The sequence below is a fragment of the Kitasatospora sp. NPDC056531 genome, from assembly GCF_042794375.1.
Lineage (GTDB): Bacteria > Actinomycetota > Actinomycetes > Streptomycetales > Streptomycetaceae > Kitasatospora.
Genome location: NZ_JBHTTU010000032.1, coordinates 72935 through 93163, shown reverse-complemented (window position 1 = coordinate 93163; position 20229 = coordinate 72935). Strand labels below are relative to the sequence as shown.

Here is a 20229-nt window from a genome sequence, read left to right as displayed (position 1 = left end):
CGGGCTCGGGCACGGTGCAGGTGACGGTGACCACCCCCGGCGGCACCAGCAACGGTGTCGCCTACACCTACGTTCCCGTTCCCCAACTGGTGAGTGTGGTTCCTACGGCGGGGCCGACCTCGGGTGGGACCACGGTCACGCTGACGGGGAGCGGGCTGAGCACCGCCACCGCGGTCACCTTCGGGTCCGCGCCGGCCGCCTTCACCGTCGTGTCGGACAGCAACCTGGTCGCCACGGCGCCGGCGGGCTCGGGCACGGTGCAGGTGACGGTGACCACCCCCGGCGGCACCAGCAACAGCCTCGCCTACACCTACACCGCCCCACCGGTGGTGACCACGATCGTCCCGGCCCAGGGACCGGCATCCGGTGGCAATACGGTCACGCTGACGGGCAGCGGGTTCACGGGGGCGACGGCGGTGCGGTTCGGTGCCGTCGCCGCCTCGTCGTTCACGGTGGTGTCCGCGACGCAGATCACCGCGACCGTGCCGACCGGAGGGCCCGGGCGGTCCGGCGTCACCGTCACCACGGCCGGTGGCACCAGCCTCCCCGTGCCCTACTACTACCTGAGCAACCCCCAGCTCACCGCCGTGGTCCCCGACGAAGGGCCTGTTCTCGGCGGAACCACCGTCACCGTCACAGGAAACAATCTGCTGGGGGCGACGGCGGTGCGGTTCGGTGCCGTCGCCGCCTCGTCGTTCACGGTGGTGTCCGCGACGCAGATCACCGCGACCGTGCCGGCGGGCTCGGGCTCGGGCACGGTGCAGGTGACGGTGACCACCCCCGGCGGCACCAGCAACGGTGTCGCCTACACCTACGTTCCCGTTCCCCAACTGGTGAGTGTGGTTCCTACGGCGGGGCCGACCTCGGGTGGGACCACGGTCACGCTGACGGGGAGCGGGCTGAGCACCGCCACCGCGGTCACCTTCGGGTCCGCGCCGGCCGCCTTCACCGTCGTGTCGGACAGCAACCTGGTCGCCACGGCGCCGGCGGGCTCGGGCACGGTGCAGGTGACGGTGACCACCCCCGGCGGCACCAGCAACAGCCTCGCCTACACCTACACCGCCCCACCGACGATCTAGGGTCGCCACGAATTCCGAGAGGGCGCGGACATCGGAGTCCCGTCCCCGACCGAGCGTTTGACAAACAGTGAGCTCCGACAGCGCGGCTGCTGTCGGAGCTCACTGTTCTCATCCCGCCGGATCATGTCGCGCACGGACCGGCGGTCGGCCGCCGTCCTACAGGTAGGTGTAGGAGGCGCCGTTGCTGGTGCCGGCGGGCGTGGTCACCGTGACGGGGACGGTTCCGGTTCCGGGCGGGGAGACGGCCAGGACGGCGCCGTCGCCCAGCACGGTGAAGTTCGTGGCGGGGGTGGCGCCGAACAGGACCGACGTCGCGCCGGACAGGCCGTGACCCACGATGAGGACGGGCAGGCCACCCGTGGCCAGGCCGATCGGCGGCACGAGCGCGAGGATGGTCGGCGGGGCCGGCAGCTGGTAGGTGTAGCTGAGGTTGTTGCTGGTGCCGGCGGGCGTGACCACCGTGACCGGGACCGTCCCGGTCCCGGGCGGGGCGACGGCCGTGATGGCCCCGTCGAACTGGACGGTGAAGCTGAGCGCGGGGGTGGCGCCGAACAGGACCGCCGTCGCACCGGTCAGCCCGGCGCCGACCAGGAGCACGGGGTTACCCCCGGTCGTCGGACCCTGCGAGGGGACGAGTGCGAGGAGAATCGGGGACATAGGATTCCTCTTTTCCGACTCCGAACGCCGGACAAGGCCATTGTGGCCAAGTCGACTAGGCGTTTCCCTCACGGTAGATTCGGGCTCCATCGGGTGGCAATAGGGAATTCGCTAAAGACGGGAGCATAAGCCAATATCAGGGGCGCACAATTTCTTCGACACTTCGCCCGAGGGAGCCGGTCACGACAAAAGACTTGCCGCTGGGCATTTTAGGTGAGCACAGGCGAGCGCCTTCCCGGGCGACTGTCGAGGAGTTCTCGAAGATCCGGTCAGGAATCGCGGTGAGGGCGCCCGTAAACTGGGGAGACAACATGCGGAAACCGACTCAGGCGCCCACTCTGACCTGCAGATATACCCATGGCACGGCACAACCGGGAGAGCATGGCGAAGTCGTCATATTTATTCTTGACGGCGATTCCCGACCGGGCTTTGTTCAGATAACATCACGGCGTCGATGACACCCCTGTGATCTGCGGACGGCGATGCGAGTGCGCCCCTGGCGCACTTCATGCGCTGTTGGGCCACCTGGGTTAGCCCGCCTTCTCCGTGGGTATTCAGGGTGTACACCGCCAATCGGACGCCTGATCCTCCTCGAAGAATTCTTCAGCGGCTTTGAACGGGTGAGGTGAGTTTCACGGCCCACTGTCTGCTTGTCTTCCTCAAGGGCGGCCCGAGTGACATTCCTGAGATCCAGGAAGTGAAATCCGGAACCATTGTGAATCGGTTGAAGATTCCTCGCGGAAACGGCTATGAGCACTTCGAGATCACGCAGGACTTCAAAGACGTCGGGGGCGTACTGATGCCCGTCTACCGGTGGTCGTACCGGACCGCCATCGCCGAGTAGCGCCCGTCACCGTCTCCCCCAGCATCCGACGCCGGCGCCGGGCCCGGGAGCCGCACACCAACGCGGCGCCGTCCCGCATCACCCCATCCCCACACCCCGAGGTGAGCAATGATCAGCAACCTTCCCGCACCGCTACGGAAAGAGCGTCCGCCCCGCACTCTCGGGTGCGCGTCGTGAGCGGGCCCTCCAGCGCGCGCCCACGAGGCGCCACCGGCGAGCGGGACACCATGGTCACCGGCATGGGGTTCTGCCTGCCGGGCGAGGAGCAGCCGCTGTTCACCGCGGACGAAGTCTGGAACGTGGCTGCCAACGGCCGCTCGTGCCTGAAGCACCACGGCGTCTACTACGGCTCCGTCGATCTGCCGGACGCAGCTTTCGCGGAGCGCCTGCCGGACCTGCCGGGCATCTTCTCCCAGCACTACACCAACGCTCACCGCTACGGGCTGGTGTCCCTCGTGGAAGCCTGCGCGGACGCCCAACTGAGCATCCGGGACGGTGACCTCACCGACGCCGCCGTCCTGGTCGGGCGCGGGGGCATCGATGCCAACGTCTCCAGCTACCTCGAAGTCCTGCACGCCGACGCGCGCACCACCACCCCGCACCAGGCGATGGAGCTGTTCGTCAGGGCTCAGCAGGGACTCACCCCTTCTGACGTGGCACTGGTCCAAGGGGCGCTGATGCGCACGACCGGCCCATGCTTCACCGTCTCGTGCGGCTGTGCGTCCTCCGCCGTCCAGATCGGCAACGCCCGCCGCATGATCGCGGACGGTGACATCGACCTCGCCGTCGTCACCGGCGTCGACGTGTTCGGTGTGGATGTGATCCAGAACGTCCAGCGTCTGCTGCACGGTGCCCAGCGCGCCTACGATTCCATCCGCGTCGACGGCATGCCCGAACTCCTCCCGGCCTTCGACCGGGTCATGAGGCCCTACGACCGGCGGGCCGACTGCGTGAACCACGGGGAGGGATCGGTGACCCTGGTGCTGGAAAGCCGTGACCGCGCCCAGCGACGCGGGGCGTACACCTACGGCCAGGTCCTGTCTCACGGTATGACCCGCGACGGCCTGTCCAACCCGCTCGCAAGCGACGAGAACGGCGCGTCACTGGTCGCAGCCATCCGCAAGTGCCTCGGCGACCGGTGGGACATCGGCCAGATTCCCTACATCCACGGCGGAAGCGACGGCGACGTCGTCGTGACCGCGTTCGAGGCGAACGCGGCCAGGCGGCTCTACGGCGACGCTGTCGAAGACCTCCTGATGACCTCCCAGGAAGCCTGCTTCGGCCACAACGGCGCCCCGGCGGGAGCTCTGGGCGTCGCCCTGACCCTCCTGATGCTGGAGCAGGGAGAGGTGTGCCCGACCGCGAACTGCGAGGAGCCGGCCGACAACATCTGCTTCGATCCCGTCCCCGGCCTCCACACCCGGCACCTGGAGTTCGACTACGCACTGACCTGCAACTACCAGATCGGGGGCGTCAAGAGCGCCATCCTGCTGGGCAGTTCGGACGCCGACTGACCCCCGGCCTCCGGCGGCCACACCGCCGGACGGCGAGCGATCCCCACCCCCCGTTCGCGCAAGCGCGTAGGAGAACATGTGATGGGCCACGCAGAGAACCCGAGAGCCGCCGATGCGCCCATCGCCATCGTCGGCATGGGATGCCGACTTCCCCGCGACATCGACTCGCCCGCCGCGCTGTGGCGGCTGCTCGAAGCCGGCCAGGACGCGGTCGGCGAACCGCCGATAAGCCGCGCGGGGCACGTGGAAGCCGCCCCGGCCCACGCCGCCGGGCCGATGCCGCTCCGGGGGGGCTACCTTCGCGACGTCGCCGGTTTCGACGCCGACTTCTTCGGAGTCTCGGGCAAGGAGGCCGACGTTCTGGACCCCCAGCACCGGCTGCTCCTGGAAGTGACGTGGGAGGCGCTCGAACACGCCGGACTCCCGCCGGAGCGACTGGCGGGAACCTCGACGGGACTGTTCTCGGGACTGAGCTACACCGACTACATGGAGGCCCTCTCCGGCCAGCCCCGTGAACTCGAGGGCGCGGTCCTGACCAACGGACACTGCGTCGCCCCGGGACGCATCTCCTACCTGCTGGGCCTACAGGGCCCTTGCGTGGCACTGGACACCGCGTGCTCGTCCTCGCTCGTGGCGGTCCACCTGGCCTGTCAAGCCCTGCGCAACGACGAGTGCGATCTCGCGCTGGCCGGCGGCGTCACCCTCATGCTCGGCGCCAGGACGACGATGTCCTTCGCCCGCATGGGGATGCTCTCGCCCACCGGTCGCTGCCGGACCTTCGACGCGGCCGCGGACGGCTTCGTACGCGGCGAAGGCTGCGGCGTCGTCGTCCTCAAACGCCTTGAAGACGCGCTGCGGGACGACGACCGCATCCTGGCCCTGGTCCGCGGCTCGGCCGTCAACCAGGACGGCCGCTCCGACGTCCTGGCCGCGCCCTCCGCCGAGGCCCAGCAGGCCCTCTACCACCAGGCCCTCGCCCGATCCGGAACCGACCCGCGCGACGTGGGCCTGGTGGAAGCGCACGGCACCGGCACACCCGTCGGCGACCCCGTCGAGTTCTCCAGCCTGGCCGCGGTCTACGGCGTGGGACAGGGGCGCTGCGCACTGGGTTCGGTGAAGACGAACGTGGGCCACCTGGAACCGGCGGCCGGCGTCATCGGCCTGATCAAGGCAGTGCTCTGCCTCCGGCGCGGGCTCGTCCCGCCCAACCTACACTTCACCCGGTGGAACCCGGCCATCAGCGCCGAGGGCACCCGCCTGTTCGTCCCCACCAGCCTGTCCGCCTGGCCCACCCGGACGGCCTCGCGATTGGCCGCGGTGTCCTCCTTCGGCTTCTCCGGGACCAACGCCCACGTGATCCTCGAACAGGCCCCCGCCCGCCGCCGCACCGTCATCCTCCCCGGCGGTCCCACCGCCGGCACTCCCGCACACGCGGCCGCCGTCCCCGCCGACGCCCCGCCGTCGCAGGCGCAGGCCACCCCACCCCACGTGTTCCTCCTGGCCGCCGGCTCCCCGGACGCACTGCCCACCGCCGCCGCACGCCTGGCCCGCTGGCTGGAGACCGAGGGCGCCACCACCCCCCTGCACGACATCGCCCACACCCTCGCCCTGCGCCGCTCCCCCGGGCACGGCCGGCTCGGCGTGGTGGCCGACTCCCACCGTGACCTGACGCACGCCCTGCGTTCCTTCGAAGCCGGTCGAGCCCACCCCGGCGTCGTACGCGGCCACGTGGGCGCGGGCGTCAGCCGCCGTCCCGTCTGGGTGTTCTCCGGTCAGGGCTCGCAGTGGCAGGGCATGGGGCACGGCCTGCTCCACCACGAGCCGGCCTTCGCCGAGACCCTGGCCGAAGCCGATGCGCTGATCACCGCCGAAACCGGGTTCTCCGTTCTGCGAGCCGTCCGCGACCGCGAACACATCAGCGGCTGCGGCCACGTGCAGCCCGCGTTGTTCGCCCTGCAGGTCGCCCTGGCCGCCGTCTGGCGCGATCACGGGACCGAACCGGCCGCGGTCATCGGCCATTCCATGGGCGAAGTCGCGGCCGCCGTCACCGCCGGAGCACTCACCCTGGCCGACGGCGTCCGCGTCATCTGCCGACGATCCGCTCTCCTCACCCGGATCGCCGGAGCCGGCGCCATGGTGAGCGTCGGCCTCGACAGCGCGACCGTCGAGAACGACCTCGCCGCCATCGGCGACGACACGGTGTCCGTGGCCGTCGTCGCCGCGCCCGACTCAACCGTCGTCGCCGGCACCGTGGCCGCCGTCCGGCACCTGACCACCACCTGGCAGGCCCGCGGAGTCGTGGCGCGCATGATCGACGTCGACGTCGCCTCGCACTGCCCCCAGGTCGACCCGCTGCTCGCGGACCTCGCCGCCGAGCTCGCCGAGCTCACCCCCAGCCGACCGACCGTCCCCTTCTACACCACCGTCCTGGACGACCCCCGCGACACCCCGGTCTTCGACGCCGCCTACTGGTGCGCCAACCTACGCCGCCCCGTACGCTTCAGCGCCGCAGTGGCCGCAGCCGCCGCCGACCGCCACCAGGTGTACCTCGAGATCTCGCCCCACGCCGTCGTCACCCGCCCCCTCGCCCAGAGCCTGACCGGCCTGCTCCACGAACCCGTGATCCTGCCGACACTGCGCAAGGGGGAAGACGACCACACCACCTTTCGCACACAGCTCGCCGCCCTGCACTGCGCGGGAGTCGGCGTCGACTGGTCCCGCCTCTACGCCGGCGGCCGCCTGACCGACGTGCCTGCGCTGACCTTCAACCGTCGACCCCACTGGACCGACATCACCCCACCCCGAGCGGCCTACCAGCACACCGAAGGCGCGCCCGCCGCCCTGCCGGGCACACACACGGAGGTGCCCGGCGACCAACCCCGCCACACCTGGCACGCCGACACCGGCACCGAGGTCCTGCCCTGGATGGCCGACCACCGTGTCCACGGCCAACCGGTCCTGCCCGGCGCCGCCTATTGCGCCCTGGCCCTGACCGCGGCCGGCGAGGTCTTCCACGGCGCCGCGCACGATGTCGAAGCGACCGACATCCACTTCCGCGAGCTGATGCACCTCGACGCCCACACGCCCATCGGCACGACCGTCACCCTGACCGGCGCCGACCGCGCCGACTGCGAAGTCTTCGGTCAGGACAGGAACGGAACCTGGGTACGGCAGGCCACCGCGGTTCTGCGGCGAATCGACGCCGCCCCGCGGGCATCGGCGTTCTCCGTGGCCGCACTGACCGCCGACCACCCCGTCGTCCTGGATCCGCACGCCCTGTACGAGAGTCTGCGCGCACGGGGCCTGGAGCACGGCCCGGCCTTCAGCGGCATCACCGAACTGCACACATCCGCCCAGGGCGACAGCTTCTGGGCCCGCGTGACGCTGCCGGCCCCGGCACAGACCGCCCACCACGGCCTCCGGATCCACCCGGTCCTCCTGGACCTGTGCGCCCAGCTCGTCGTCGCCGGCCTGATCCGCGAACCGGGCCACGGCCTGGTACTGCCCGTCCAGATGCACGCCGTGCGAATCCTCGCGGATCCCGAGGACGCCCACTACGCGCACGCCCGGCTCACCCACACCGCCACGGACAGCATCATCGGAGACGTGCGGCTGCTGGACGAGGCGGGTAACCCGCTCGTCGAGATCGACGCGCTGCGCTTCATACGCCACGGCTCGCCGGCCGACGAAACCGTCGACCGGTGGTTCCTCGAGACACGCTGGCAGCCCGTGCCGCGCCGGGAGGACCCCGAACCGGCCGGCCCGGGACCCTGGCTCGTCATCGGCGAGGCGGACGGATCCGCCCGGGCGCTGGCGGACGCCCTCGAGCGCGCCGGAGCACGCACCGAAGTCCTCGACGCTCCCGTCGACAGCACCACCCTCCAGCCGCTCAAGCAGACCATCGCCCGACACTGGGACTCCTCACCCGCACCATGCGCCGTGGTCCTCCTGTCCGCGCCGTCCGCGCCCGAGGACGACGCCGCCGCGATCGCGCTGCACCGGACCCGCCGCCTGCTCGCCGCCGCACAGAGCGCGATCGCGCACAGCGCGCCCGCACGCCTGTTCGCCGTCACCCGATCCGCCCACGATGCAGAGCCGGGGCAACCCTGCGACCCCGCCCAGAGCGCCCTGCGCGGACTCGTGCGCGTCCTGACACACGAACACCCGGAGCTGCGAGCGACCCTCATCGACGCCGACCCCGCCGACGTGGACCTGCACCGGCTCGCGGCCGAACTCCTCACCGGCCCCCCCGAGGACGAGATCGCCCTGCGCGGTGACACCCGCCACATCGCCCGGCTGGCCTACACCCCCCTGTCCGAAACCGAACGCGCCACCGCCGTCACCCGCACCGTGCGCTACGGCACCGACCGCTTCCAGCTCCACGCAGGGCGGCTCGGCGACCTCGACGCCCTGCGCCTGACCACCACTCCACGACGTGCCCCCGGCCCCGGTGAGGTCGAACTGCGCCTCCACGCCGCAGGCGTGAACTTCCGCGACGTGCTCACCGCCATGGGCATGCTGGCGACCGACGACGAAGCGGGCCACCGCATCGGCTTCGAAGCCGCCGGTGTGATCACCGCCGTCGGACCGGGCGTCAGGCACCTGCGCGCCGGCGACGAAGTCCTCGCCGTCGACGTGCGAGGCGGTCTCTTCACCACTTTCACCACCGTGCCCGCCGCCGCCGTCGCCCCCGTCCCGGCGGGCCTGCCCGCCGAGACGGCCGCCGGGCTGCCCATCGCCTACCTCACCGCCTGGTACGCACTGCGCCACGTCGCCAGGCTCACCAGCGGCGAGCGCGTCCTGATCCACAGCGCCACCGGCGGGACAGGACTGGCCGCGATCGCGGTCGCGCGGCGCCTGGGCGCCGAAGTGCTCGCCACCGCCGGCAGCGAGGACAAGCGCCGATACCTGCGCGCGATGGGCATCCGGCACATCATGGACTCCCGCTCACTGGACTTCGCCGAGCAGACCCGCGCCGCCACCGCCGGAGAGGGTGTCGACGTGGTCCTCAACTCCCTCTCCGGACACGCCATCAGGGCCGGACTCGAAACGCTGCGCCCCTTCGGCAGGTTCGTCGAGCTGGGTGTACGCGACATCCTCGCCGACACCCCGCTGGGTCTCGCACCGCTACGGCACAACATCACCATGAGCACGGTCGACCTCGTCGAGCTCCAGGACGCCCGTGCGGACACCTTCGCCGAGCTGCTGGGCGAGGTCCTGGCCGAATTCGACCAGGGCACCCTCGCCCCGTTGCCGTGCGGGACCTATCCGCTCGCGCAGGCCGCCGACGCCTTTCGCCTCATGGCCGGTGCCGGGCACATCGGCAAACTGGTCCTGACAGTACCCGGCGAAGGCCGCACCACCGCCGTACTGCGCGACCCGCCCTCGCCGGTGCGGGCAGACGGCGCCTACCTCATCACCGGAGGCCTGCGCGGCGTCGGCCTCGCCACGGCCCACTGGCTGGCAGGCCAAGGCGCCGCCCACCTCGTACTCAACGGACGCACACCGCCCTCGGCCGACACCGAACGGGTCCTCGCCGGACTGCTCGAACAGGGGACCCGCATCAGCGTCGTGCTCGGCGACATCGCGCAGCCCGGCATCGCCGAGCAACTGGTGGCCGAAGCCACCGCCGACGGCGGGACACTGCGGGGTGTCATCCACGCCGCGATGGTCCTCGACGACGCCGCGGTGTCCAACATCACCGACGACCAGCTGGAACGCGTCTGGCGTCCCAAAGTCACCGGCGCCTGGCGTCTCCACCAGGCCACCGCCGGACTGCCACTCGACTGGTTCGTCCTCTATTCCTCCATGGCCTCCCTGCTCGGCAACCCGGGCCAGGGCGCCTACTCGGCCGCCAACGCATGGCTCGACGCGTTCGCCACCTGGCGCACCGGCCTGGACCTGCCCACGTTGGCCGTGAACTGGGGCCCCTGGGGCGAAACCGGGGTCGCCACCGACTTCGCGACCCGCGGCTACCAGACCATTCCCACCGCCGACGGACTCGAGGCCCTCGCGGCGCTCCTGACCCACGGCCGCGTACGCACCGGCGTCATCCCCGGCCCGCCGGACACCTGGATCCCCTCGGCCGGCCGAACGTCATCGCTGTTCGCCCTCCTCACGCCCGAGGCGCCCGACACCTCCACGCAGACCGTCGGCCAGGATGCGGCGCGCGACATCCGACGCGAGCTGCGGGCCGTGGAACCCGGCCTCGCCCGCCGCACGCTCCTCGAGGACTACCTGGCCGAACACATCCGCACCGTCCTCCGGCTGGGGGCCAGCACCCTGGATCCGCAGACCCCGCTGAATGCGCTCGGGTTCGATTCCCTGCTCCGCATCGAACTGCGAACCCGACTGGAAGCCTCGCTCGACATCAGGCTCGCCGGCGACTTCGTCGCGGGCCACCCCACTCTGGCGGCTCTCGCCGACGGCCTCGCACAGCACATCGGCATCGGCCTGACCACCGACGCCCCACCGGATTCCCCCGGTGACGCCGTGCCCCGAGCCGTGGAGCTCATCGCTCCCCGCTCGCCGCAGTCGGACCAGCCGCAGGACTCCACCGCCGACACCGGGCCGCTGAGGAAGAACTCATGAGCGCACTCCGGGCCGTCGGCGCGCCAAGCCACTGCCGGACCGCGAAGCACGGGATTCCGCCTTCGCCGGGGGAGGGAACCAGGGGACGGCCATGACCTCGACAGACCTGCCACGCCTGGACACGCATGACACACAGCGGCGACGCCTCACCATGTTCGTGTTGCCGGAGCCCCAGTGCCTGCGGCCCGTACGCCACGTCGTGAAGGCCATTCTCATCCACTGGGAGATGGCACACCTCACCGACGACGCCGAACTCCTGACCACGGAGCTTCTGACGAACGCGATCAAACACACCGACAGCGAGCAGCCGATCAGGGTGACAATCGCGCTCGAGCAACGGTGGCTCGCGATCGGTATTCGAGACCGCTCCGCGAGCGCTCCCCAGGCGCATCGGGCAACCGCCTGTCAAGAAGGCGGACGCGGGCTGCTTCTGGTGGAGAGCATCGCCGGCGCATGGGCGTACCGTTTCCATCTCGACGGAACCAAGACGGTTTCCTGCCGACTGCCGTTGTGAGGCCGCGCGCCGTCCTCACATGCGCGCGATTCGAGCGTCCTTTAATATGCAGTTCTCGCAACGCTCTGAAGAATCCCCGGAATGCACGGTGGTTATGTTGTGAAGCCGGTGCTCAATCCCCGTCGGGCGGCGGTGAACCCCGCATCCCGGGCGAGGGATGGCGAGTCCCCGCTCTCTGAAATTCCCATGGGAATATCCAAAAAGAAACGTTTCCGCCCCTTGAGCGGTTCTGTTTCATGCTGTATTTTTCGACCATGCCTGGCGGCCGCCACTAATTCAAGGAGATCTGCGGCGGCGAAGTCTGATAGCTAGGAGGTTCGGATGCTCAGCGCAGAGGAATACAAAGAGCTTTTCGCTTTGCACCAGAATGGCTGGTCCATCTCTGCGATCGCCCGATTCCTTGGCCGTGACCGCAAGACCGTCAGGGCCTACCTCAACGGAGAGCGGACCGTGGGAGTCCGAGCAGTGACCCGTGACGAGTTCCTGCAGTTCGTCCCGTACTGCCAGCAGCGCCTCGACGACGATCCGCACCTACAGGCGAACGTGCTCCACAGCGAGATCGTCGAGCTGGGCTACAACCGCGCCTACTCGACCTTCACCCGCGCCCTGCGCAGGCACCTGACGCGGCCTCGCTGCGGACCGTGCCACCGTGGGAGGGCCAGCCCCAGCCCCAGCACATTCGAAGACTTGCAGTTCGACTGGGTACAGCTCCCTCCCCCGCCGGTCGAATGGGACTGCGGGCGCGAGATGCACCTGCTCATGGGTTCGCTCACGCGATCCGGCCGTTGGCGGGCCGTCTTGGCCGACACCGACGACCTCCCGCACTACGTGGAAGCCCTGGACCAGGTGCTGCGTCGCCTCGGCGGCACCGGCGAGCGCTGGCTGTTCGACCGGACCCGGCCGGTCTGCTCAACGGCCGGCAAGGTGACCGCCGTCTTCCACGAGATCGCGGTCCACTACGGTGCCTCCATCGCGATCCGCCCGCAGATGGAAACGCCCGGCCCCGTCGTGCGCGCCCACCGCTCCGTCGTCCTTCACTGGTGGAACACCGCGGCCGACGAACTCAGCGTGCAGGCGGCCCAGGACAGCCTCGACCGCCTGACCGAGCGCTCGGACCGTTGGCACCGACGGACGGGTTGCAACGCCCGAGCCCTGCTGCCGCTGCCCTCGAAGCCGTTCCCGGCTCGCGTCTGCGTTCAGCGCAGGGTCGATCCTCACGGACGCGTGTCGTTCGAGGGCAACTTCTACCTGCTCCCCCCGGGTCTCGCCGGTAACGAGGTGAGGATCCGCCGACGGCTGGACGAACCACACCTGTCGATCACCACCACTCGCGGGGCGGTCATCGCCCGCTTCCCGAGGGCTCCGAGGGGGGCGGGCCAGACGGTCGCCGAGCACAGTGGCCCGATCACCTTGGAACGGCCCAACCGGACCTCCGGCGCCGGGACGCGAGCCTGGGCGGCAGGAAGAACCCGTCGCCCGCGGTGTCGGGCCGCCATGGACTAGGACCAAGCCCTGTCCCGGCGCGACGACCAGCAGCCCACCAAGCCGCTCGCCCGCGCCGCAGAATCACGGGACGGAGCCGCCTCCCCCGCGCGGAGCCGGCTCCGGTACCGCACATCCGCACCGGAAGCAGCGGACTGACGGCCGCCGAGCGCACCAGCACCGTCTTATGGCTGCGGAGGAAGGTCAGCCGGGAGCAGGCCACCCTCGACCTGCTCGCCGACGGCCGCACCGACGACGCCATCGCCAAACGCCTGGGCGTATCACCCCGCACCGCCCGCCGCGTCGCCACCGACCTCATGGAACGCCTCAACGCCCGCAGCCGCTTCCAGGCCGCTGAAGTCGCCCGGCGGAATCGGGTGAACCAGGGTATGTCGGGCGACTGTCGTATCAGACGGCGGGGCCTTCGAGGTAGGTGTAGGTGCTCTGGGTGCTGCCGCCGAGGGTGGCGACCGTGATGGTGATTCCTCCGGCGGGGTGGGGCGGGGCGGTGGCGGTGATCGTCTGGTCGGAGATGACGGCGAAGGCCGCGGGGGTGTTGTCGAAGGTGACTTCCTGGGTGGTGCCGAGGTTGGCGCCGGTGAAGGTGACCACGGTGCCGCCTCCGGTGGGTCCGGCGCCGGGGTCGACGGCAGTCAGGGAGGGTGCGTCGAGGTAGGTGAAGGTCAGGCCGTTGGCGGTGCCGCCGGGGGTGGTGACGGTCACGGGCACCGGGCCGGAGGACGGAGCGCTGGGGACGCCGACGGTGACGGCGGTGCAGGTGACGGACTGGATGGGGGCCACCTGGGAGCCGAAGAGCACCGAGGTGGTTCCGGCCAGGTCGGCGCCGGTGATGACCGCGGTGCCTCCGCCGGTGACGGGGCCCATGGTGGTGGTGATCCCGGTCAGCAGTGGGGCGGGGAGGTAGTAGAAGGTGCCGAAGGCCGCGGTGCCGCCGGGGGTGGTGACGGTCACGGGGACCGCGCCCTGTCCGGCCGGGGCGCGGACGGTGACCGAGGCCGCGGTGTCGGCCAGGATGGTGGCTCGACTGTTGCCGAAGTAGACGGCGGTTGCGCCGGCCAGGTCGTGACCCTGGATGGTCACGACGGTGCCACCGGCGGTGGTGCCCTGGTCGGGGCTGATGCCGGTGGGCGCGGCCGCGTAGGCGAAGCCGTTCACCAGGCTGGCGGTTCCGGTCGCGGTGGTGACGGTGACGGTGGCCGGTCCGGCGGTCCCGGACGGGGTGGTGGCGGTGATCTGCGTACCGCCCGCGTTGATCGTGACGTTGGTGGCGGCGTTGCCGCCGATGGTGACACTCGCTCCGGTCAGGTTGGTGCCGTTGATCGTCACCGCGGTCCCGCCCGCCGCGGATCCCTGACCGGGGGTGATGCCGGTCAGCGTGGGGAAGGGGATCACGCTGACCGAGTTCGGACCGCGGTTGGCGACGTAGACCTTGTTGCCGGGGACGACGGCAGCGCCGTCGGGATGGAGGCCGACCGCGATGCTGGGGATCACCACGGTGCCGGTTGCGGTGTCGAACACGGTCACGTCGTTCGAGACGTTGTTGACCGCGTAGCCCGTCCCACCGGGGGTGACCGCTCCGCCGAAGGGGCCGGTGCCGACGGGTACGGGGGAGCCCACGACGGTGTTCGTGACGCTGTCGATCACCGTCAGGTTGTTCGCCCCGTAGTCCGAGACGAAGACCTTGCCGTTCGGGGCGCTCCACAGCTGGAACGGGGTGTTGCCCACCAGGATGCTGGGCACCAGGACGGCGTTCGTGCTGCTGTCGATCACCGTCACGTCGTTCGTGATCTCTTTGCTCACATAGACGTTGCCGTTGGGGGCGACCGCCACGCCGGAGGGTCCGGAACCGCTGACGGCGATGGGGGAGCCGACGACGGTGTTGGTGGTGGTGTCGATCACCGTGACGGTGTTCGCCCCGTGGTCGGCGACGTAGGCGTTGCCGTTGGGGGCGACCGCCACCCCCCAGGGCTGGATACCGACGGGCAGGCTCGCGATGAGGACGGTGTTGGTGGCGCTGTCGATCACCGTGACGTCGTTCGTCCCGAAGTTGGTGACGTAGACGTTGCCGTTGGATGCGACCGCCACCCCGCGTGGGCCGCTGCCGACGGGAATGGGGCCGCCGATGACGGTGTCGGTCGCGGTGTCGATCACCGTCACATTGGCCCCGCCCTCATTGGCGACATAGGCGTTGCCGTTGGGCGCGACGGCGACCCCCGAACGGGCCGTTGCCCACCGGGATCGATGTCAGCACCATGGGAACGATCGACGGTGCGAGATCGCTCGTCACACCCGCGGCAACTGCTTCCGGCCTGTGCTCGGTTGATATGCGGGCGATCGACGGTTCCTGCGGCTGCTGGACGTCCGGACGCATGCGGACCCCTTTCGGGTAAGGGCCGCCCGGCCTGGCGCCAGCCTCTTCCAGGCTTCGGCACAGGCCCTCGAATCCCCCCGGGGCGCCACAGCACGAACGCAAAAAGGCTGTCCACCCCGAGAAGGGATGGGCAGCCCACCGGTTCGAATCACCACTTCCATCCCCGTACCGGCGGCCATTGAAACGCACAGGAGATTGGGCACTTGGTGTGCTGTCGAGATCTTTCGTGGCGCACTGCGCTCTGCGGCACCGAAGCCGACACCATCACCGTTGTCGTGGAAACGCTCTGCACGATGCGCGTGGAGCAAGTCACCTGTGGTCTGGAGCGGGTAGCCAACGAGGCTCCCTGGCTGGTTGCTTGAGACATGGGACATCTCACTCAACCGCCCGGGAGCCTCGTCCGTTCAGCCCTCACCCCGACCGCACCGCCGGGTTGATCAGGCGGTGTAGGTCATGGTTCCGGCGAACACCGTGCCACCCGGGGTGGTCACGGTGACGTTGACGGTGGTGCCCGGGGTACCGGCCGGGATGATGCCGGTGATGACGGTACCGGTGTTGGTGGTCACCGTCGCCGCGGTCGACCCGAAGGTCACGGTCGCACCCGTGAGACCGGTACCCCCGATGGTGAACACGCCACCACCCGCCGGGATACTGACCACCGGAGTGATGGCCGCGGTCACGACCGGCGGCGGGGGTGCGAGGTAGGTGAAGCCGCCCGGAACACTCGCCGATCCACCGGCGGTGGTCACCACCACGGGGACGTTGCCCACGGCGTGCGCCGGGGTCAGACCCGCGATCACGTTCGCGGTGCTGGCCAGCACGGTGGCCGCGATGCCGCCGAAGGTCACGCTCGCACCGGCGAGCCCGGTACCGGTGATGACGAACACCGTACCGCCGGCGGTCGGGCCGGAGACGGGCGTGATGGCGGTGGGGTTGGGCACGGGCGGCGGCGAGGCCACCAGATAGGTGTAGGCCACGGGGTTGCTGGTGCCGTTCGGGGTGGTGACGGTCACCGCCACCGTGCCCTTTCCGGGCGGGGCCACGACGACGAGGCTGAAGCCGAGGACGTCACCGGCCACGATGGTGGCCGGGGTCTCTCCGAAGTGAACCTGGGTGGCGGCGTTGAGGCCCAGGCCGGTGAGGGTGACGAGGTTGCCGCCGGTCCCGGGCCCCGCGTTGGGGCTGTCCGCGAACAGCACGGGCGGCAGCGGCCAGGGCAGCGTGAGGTTCGGCGCCAACGGCGCCGCATGCACAGTTGCGTTCACGATGTGTCTCCTGCGTGAGAACGGTGATGGCGGCCGGGTGGACCTTCAGCCACGCCCACCGGCCCCGGTCCTGTCGGCGGTCCGGCCACTGCCTCGACCCGGCGCACCGCGCCCGGCAGCGACTCCGAAGGACGGGACGGGAGGCACCGGGCCATGGGTACCGCCACTGCCGCGACTACGGGATGTCCGGACCGGTGGCGTCGGCGAGCCGGCGGGCTGACACCAGGCGGGCTCGAACCGATCAGCCCCGGCGTCCGAGCGGCGGGGGCTGGAACAACGGACGGGCCGCCGGCTGAGCTTCCCGGCACGGGGATGGGCGGCCCGCCGGTTCAGACATCATCATTAACCCGAAAGAATGGATATGAAGCAACAGTATTGACAAATAGTCACCCAAAAGGCCCAATGCGACGAGGATGTCCGCGCACGCCCATCGCGAATTCCGGACCCCACCGGCATGGCAGGACGAAGCGTCGAGGTGCCGGCCACTCGCGTCGCCGTGGAAAGGGGCCCGGACATGGAAACGCCGGGGAACCACCCCGGTCGTGAGAGTCGGCGCCCGCGGCTCCGGGCGCATCCCGGTGGCCGGACCGATCGCGATGCACCCGGGCTCCCGGACCCCGATGCGTCAGCGGATCCTTGCGACACAGCGGGCGCGAGCGTGAGCGTCACTGCCTGTCCGAACGCGACACATCGGCCTGCTCGACGGTGTGCACCACCTGGTCGAGGCGCCGATCGTGCTGGTGTGGGACCAGCTGAACACCCCGCGTCTCCCACATGATGCGCCGCCTGGTCAACGAGCGCGAGTAGCTGACGGGGCGCAACGGAACCGTACCGGGCGGACGTGGGAGCGGTGGGGCGCTCACTCGTCGTACAAGTCGTGCAGGCAGGAAAGGGCGACGACGCAACTCTGGGTCCAGATGCGTTGTGCCGTCGCCCGCTCCTGGTGGTCGTCGCGCGCCGGGTAGCCGAAGGCGCCGGTGGGGTGCTGCTGGCAGAGCAGGAAGTCGACCCCGTCGCGGGTGATCCGGTGATCGGCCCAGCCGAGCACCCCCAGCCCTTGCAGGAGCGCGGAGACCTCTTCGAGTCGGTAACTCCGGCAGGCGGCTGGCAGCGCGGCCGCGAACCGCTCCGCGACGGAACGCCAGACGGAGGCGTCGCCGCCGAGGCGAAGCGGTTGACCGTCGGCATACTGTGCCAGGGCCACGGCAGTGATCGCGGGCGGATGGTTCTCGGCCAGCAGGCCTGCGGGGTCCGTGGAGGCGAGGAGGGAGTCCGCCTGCTGCGCGGTGAGTCGGCCCAGGTCCTGAAGTCGCCTGACTCCGCCAGCGGCGGTCGTGGGAACGACGGTGAGTCCGGCGAGTGTTCCCGCCGTCTCTATCAGGAACCGGTCGAGGGAGTCGCAGGCCAGTCCGCAGGCCGACAGGCCTCGCGCGCACTCGGCAACCGCGTCGACGCCCTGCTGCCCCCAGCCCACCGGCTGGGCGAGGGCGCCGTCGGCACGTTGCGCGAGACGTGCGAGAGTCCGGGCGGCGAGTTGCGGCTCCCCCACGGAGCGTGCGGCGCGCGAGGCCGCGCCCGCTGCCGGAACCGCGTCGTCGAACGGCACCTCGAGAGCGTCGTCGCTCAGCCAGGTGATGGCACGCCGGATCGCAACTTCTAGTCGTCCCTTGCCGGCGGACCTGGGAGGTGAGGGGCGCGGCCGCCGGATCACGGCCGCGTCGCGGGCGAGGTGGCCGGCCAGCGCTGCGACGATCGTGGTGTGGTAGCCGGTGGCCCAGCCGCGGTATTCCGAATCGCCGTTCTCGAGTTCCGGCGGGAGGACGCCGTCCGGCCCGGCGACCCGCCCGCTGGGTTCCTGTACATCGGCGAGAAACGCCCATGCCCGTTCCGTCTCGGGTGAGTCCCGGATCCCCAGGCACAGCAGGCAGCAGAGCAGTTCGGCGACGAGGTCGGCGTTCTCCTTCCGGCGGCACAGAAGGCTGAGTGCCTCCAGTAGTTCCACGGCCTGCGGCAGATCGAATCCGGTGGGCCACCGGGGGATGCGCCGACCAAAATCGGTGGCGTAGAACACGGTGTGCGTGATCGCGTAAATATCGCCATCACTCAGCTTCAGGACGGACGGATCGGCACAGAGCAGGGAGAAAGACAGGACAGCGTTGGCCGTCGGCATTCCGTGATCGATTCCGGCCAACTCCAGCGTGTGCAGCAGATCCAGCTGCCGAAAGGGAACGCGCTCGAAACAGGCCGCGTAGCGCCCGGAGACCGCTTGGCCGATGAGGCGCTCGAATTCGCTGTCGGGCTGCCCGCACAACCGCTGTGACGCATAGGTGCCCGCGTACAAGAGCAGGGCCCGCTCGTCGCGTGCGACGAGCTCACGGTACGAAGATCGAGCTGCCACTGCGGTGACCTGGTCGAACAGCATCTGATAGTCGGCGTCGTCGAAGGATCCGGACTCCGCCCGGGCGCGCAGTCCGACCAGCAACGCGACCTCGACGAGCGCCTTGCGGACGAACAACACGCGCCCCTCATCGGCGGCGTCAGGGTCGAAACGGGTCCGGTGCGCGGCCAGCCAGGAGACCGCTCCGTGTTCCACCGTGCGCCACATGTCAGCCACAGCCGCCCCTTGATGAGTCGATGTCACCCGGCCTTGCGTTTTGCCAGACGCGGGCGCAACCGTACGGCGCAGTCCGAAGCTAGGCCTGCGCGGCCTCCTCGGTCACGGACGGGACGACGAGCACGTACTTGTCCCAGGCCAGCACATAGCCGGAGATTTCTCCGAGCGTGGTGGTCGCACTGACCAACTCCTCCAGAGTGGTGTTCATGTTTATCAGTCCGCTGCTCTGGAGGAAGGCGAGAGCGGCCCGGGCATCGACAGCGGGGCAGTTGGTCATGACGAACCTCCACCGGGGTGTGATTTCCGCGGGCTCCTATCCCGCAGGATACTTATTCTCGATCGTGTCAATGATTTTGGCGGATGTCATCAGCGAATATGCGAATTCACCCGAACAGTCCATCCTGGATATAATATTCTATTATTCTCGCTATGCGGATTCACGTAGATCGCGTCCACGAACACCGTCGCGTGGACGGATCGAGCGGTCGGGTACGCCGTTCAGCCGTCGCCGACACCGGCGGCCAGGCCCCTCCGGCGATGTGCCCTGTCGGTCGGTGTGGCCGCGGTACGCGGGGAAGTGGCCGTCGCAGCCGGGTGGACAGCACGTGCAGGATCGTTCCCGGGTAGAGCGCGCTCGGCCGTTCGGGTGAGAAGCAAGTCTTCTGGTAGCCACCTTCTGGAGCCCTGTGTGTTACTCGTAGCGATTGCAACCCGGTGGGCCGCCCATCCCTTGCCGGGGGAATGCGTTGGACCTCAGGAGACGTGTGCTCCGGTCCGGCAGCCGTCGGGCGCCCCCGGTAAGGAACCAACGTCATGTCGGCTGTCGTGAACGCGACGGCCCTCGGACGTCGACGGTCCCCGTTTGACCGGAGGGGACGTCATGACCTCAGCTACTGACCGCCTGACAGCAGGGCCGACCGCGAAGAACGCGACCGTGCCGGGCGGGGCGGGTCCATCGGGATCGCGATCACTGAGAGTGGACGACGCGTCTGTGCGGCGAACAGCGCCGCCGGCAGCGTGAAGGTGATCGACACCGCCCCGAGCAGGGCGGCATTCACCCTCTGTCCTCCTACGTGAGCGACAACGGCGCGAACACGGTGGGCGTCATCACGATCCCCGCAGGCCGTCAGCCGAACCAAGGCCCCGCAGACCTGACCATCCGACGAGGCCGTGGCACCACACCGACACCCGTGACCGCCACACCGTCCGGCTGACGCACGGACGTTCAACTCCTATGCCCCCGACGGTCGCAGGCGATGCCCGACCAGGTGCGACCA

At 69.9% G+C, this 20229-nt stretch carries 12 protein-coding genes and 2 pseudogenes; 7 read left to right on the top strand and 7 right to left on the bottom strand.

The features are described from left to right. A partial coding sequence (locus ACFQ87_RS25200; RefSeq protein ID WP_380613058.1) for an IPT/TIG domain-containing protein occupies positions 1–1079 on the top strand: 1079 nt, incomplete at its 5' end. Between the two features lie 156 nt (positions 1080–1235). Here ACFQ87_RS25200 and ACFQ87_RS25195 read toward each other — a convergent pair. Further along, entirely contained in the window at positions 1236–1736 is a 501-nt protein-coding gene (locus ACFQ87_RS25195) for an IPT/TIG domain-containing protein (protein ID WP_380613057.1), read from the bottom strand. A gap of 625 nt (positions 1737–2361) precedes the next feature. Between ACFQ87_RS25195 and ACFQ87_RS25190 the strand changes: the two genes are divergently transcribed. From ACFQ87_RS25190 to ACFQ87_RS25165, 6 genes and pseudogenes are all read left to right on the top strand, one after another. Continuing rightward, positions 2362–2580 carry a DUF5988 family protein gene (locus tag ACFQ87_RS25190; RefSeq protein ID WP_380613056.1) on the top strand — a complete coding sequence of 73 codons (219 nt, stop codon included), beginning with the start codon at positions 2362–2364 and terminating at the stop codon, positions 2578–2580. A 227-nt stretch (positions 2581–2807) separates the two neighbouring features. Beyond that, positions 2808–4094, top strand: a complete 1287-nt coding sequence (locus ACFQ87_RS25185) for a beta-ketoacyl synthase N-terminal-like domain-containing protein (RefSeq protein ID WP_380613064.1) — start codon at positions 2808–2810, stop codon at positions 4092–4094. 81 nt (positions 4095–4175) lie between these two features. Next, positions 4176–10685, top strand: coding sequence for an SDR family NAD(P)-dependent oxidoreductase (locus ACFQ87_RS25180; protein WP_380613055.1), 6510 nt, complete (start codon positions 4176–4178; stop codon positions 10683–10685). 91 nt (positions 10686–10776) lie between these two features. Then, positions 10777–11199 carry an ATP-binding protein gene (locus ACFQ87_RS25175; RefSeq protein ID WP_380613054.1) on the top strand — a complete coding sequence of 141 codons (423 nt, stop codon included), beginning with the start codon at positions 10777–10779 and terminating at the stop codon, positions 11197–11199. A 465-nt stretch (positions 11200–11664) separates the two neighbouring features. Then, the gene (locus tag ACFQ87_RS25170) at positions 11665–12702 is read left to right on the top strand and encodes an IS21 family transposase (protein WP_380613053.1); all 1038 of its coding nucleotides are present in this window, start codon (positions 11665–11667) and stop codon (positions 12700–12702) included. Between the two features lie 191 nt (positions 12703–12893). Beyond that, positions 12894–13034, top strand: a pseudogene (locus tag ACFQ87_RS25165) (helix-turn-helix transcriptional regulator); the annotation flags it as partial. A gap of 55 nt (positions 13035–13089) precedes the next feature. Here ACFQ87_RS25165 and ACFQ87_RS25160 read toward each other — a convergent pair. The 6 genes and pseudogenes from ACFQ87_RS25160 to ACFQ87_RS25135 form a co-directional block, all read right to left on the bottom strand. Further along, entirely contained in the window at positions 13090–14427 is a 1338-nt protein-coding gene (locus tag ACFQ87_RS25160; RefSeq protein WP_380613063.1) for an IPT/TIG domain-containing protein, read from the bottom strand. 108 nt (positions 14428–14535) lie between these two features. Next, positions 14536–14886: pseudogene (locus ACFQ87_RS25155) on the bottom strand (cell surface protein); the annotation flags it as partial. 624 nt (positions 14887–15510) lie between these two features. Beyond that, positions 15511–16338 (bottom strand): IPT/TIG domain-containing protein, encoded by an 828-nt coding sequence (locus ACFQ87_RS25150; RefSeq protein WP_380613052.1) that lies wholly within the window; start codon positions 16336–16338, stop codon positions 15511–15513. Positions 16339–17197: 859 nt separating this feature from the next. Beyond that, a complete protein-coding gene (locus ACFQ87_RS25145; protein WP_380613062.1) occupies positions 17198–18943 on the bottom strand; it encodes a DUF6895 family protein in 1746 nt (581 codons plus the stop codon). Between the two features lie 88 nt (positions 18944–19031). Then, positions 19032–19229 carry a hypothetical protein gene (locus ACFQ87_RS25140; protein WP_380613051.1) on the bottom strand — a complete coding sequence of 66 codons (198 nt, stop codon included), beginning with the start codon at positions 19227–19229 and terminating at the stop codon, positions 19032–19034. A gap of 613 nt (positions 19230–19842) precedes the next feature. Further along, positions 19843–20010 (bottom strand): hypothetical protein, encoded by a 168-nt coding sequence (locus ACFQ87_RS25135; protein WP_380613050.1) that lies wholly within the window; start codon positions 20008–20010, stop codon positions 19843–19845. Positions 20011–20229: the final 219 nt, after the last annotated feature.

Coding starts and splice junctions, on each gene's coding strand:
- ACFQ87_RS25195 (WP_380613057.1), bottom strand. CDS start 1,736: ATGTCCCCGATTCTCCTCGCACTCGTCCCCTCGCAGGGTCCGACGACC.
- ACFQ87_RS25185 (WP_380613064.1), top strand. CDS start 2,808: ATGGTCACCGGCATGGGGTTCTGCCTGCCGGGCGAGGAGCAGCCGCTG.
- ACFQ87_RS25180 (WP_380613055.1), top strand. CDS start 4,176: ATGGGCCACGCAGAGAACCCGAGAGCCGCCGATGCGCCCATCGCCATC.
- ACFQ87_RS25175 (WP_380613054.1), top strand. CDS start 10,777: ATGACCTCGACAGACCTGCCACGCCTGGACACGCATGACACACAGCGG.
- ACFQ87_RS25145 (WP_380613062.1), bottom strand. CDS start 18,943: ATGTGGCGCACGGTGGAACACGGAGCGGTCTCCTGGCTGGCCGCGCAC.
- ACFQ87_RS25140 (WP_380613051.1), bottom strand. CDS start 19,229: ATGACCAACTGCCCCGCTGTCGATGCCCGGGCCGCTCTCGCCTTCCTC.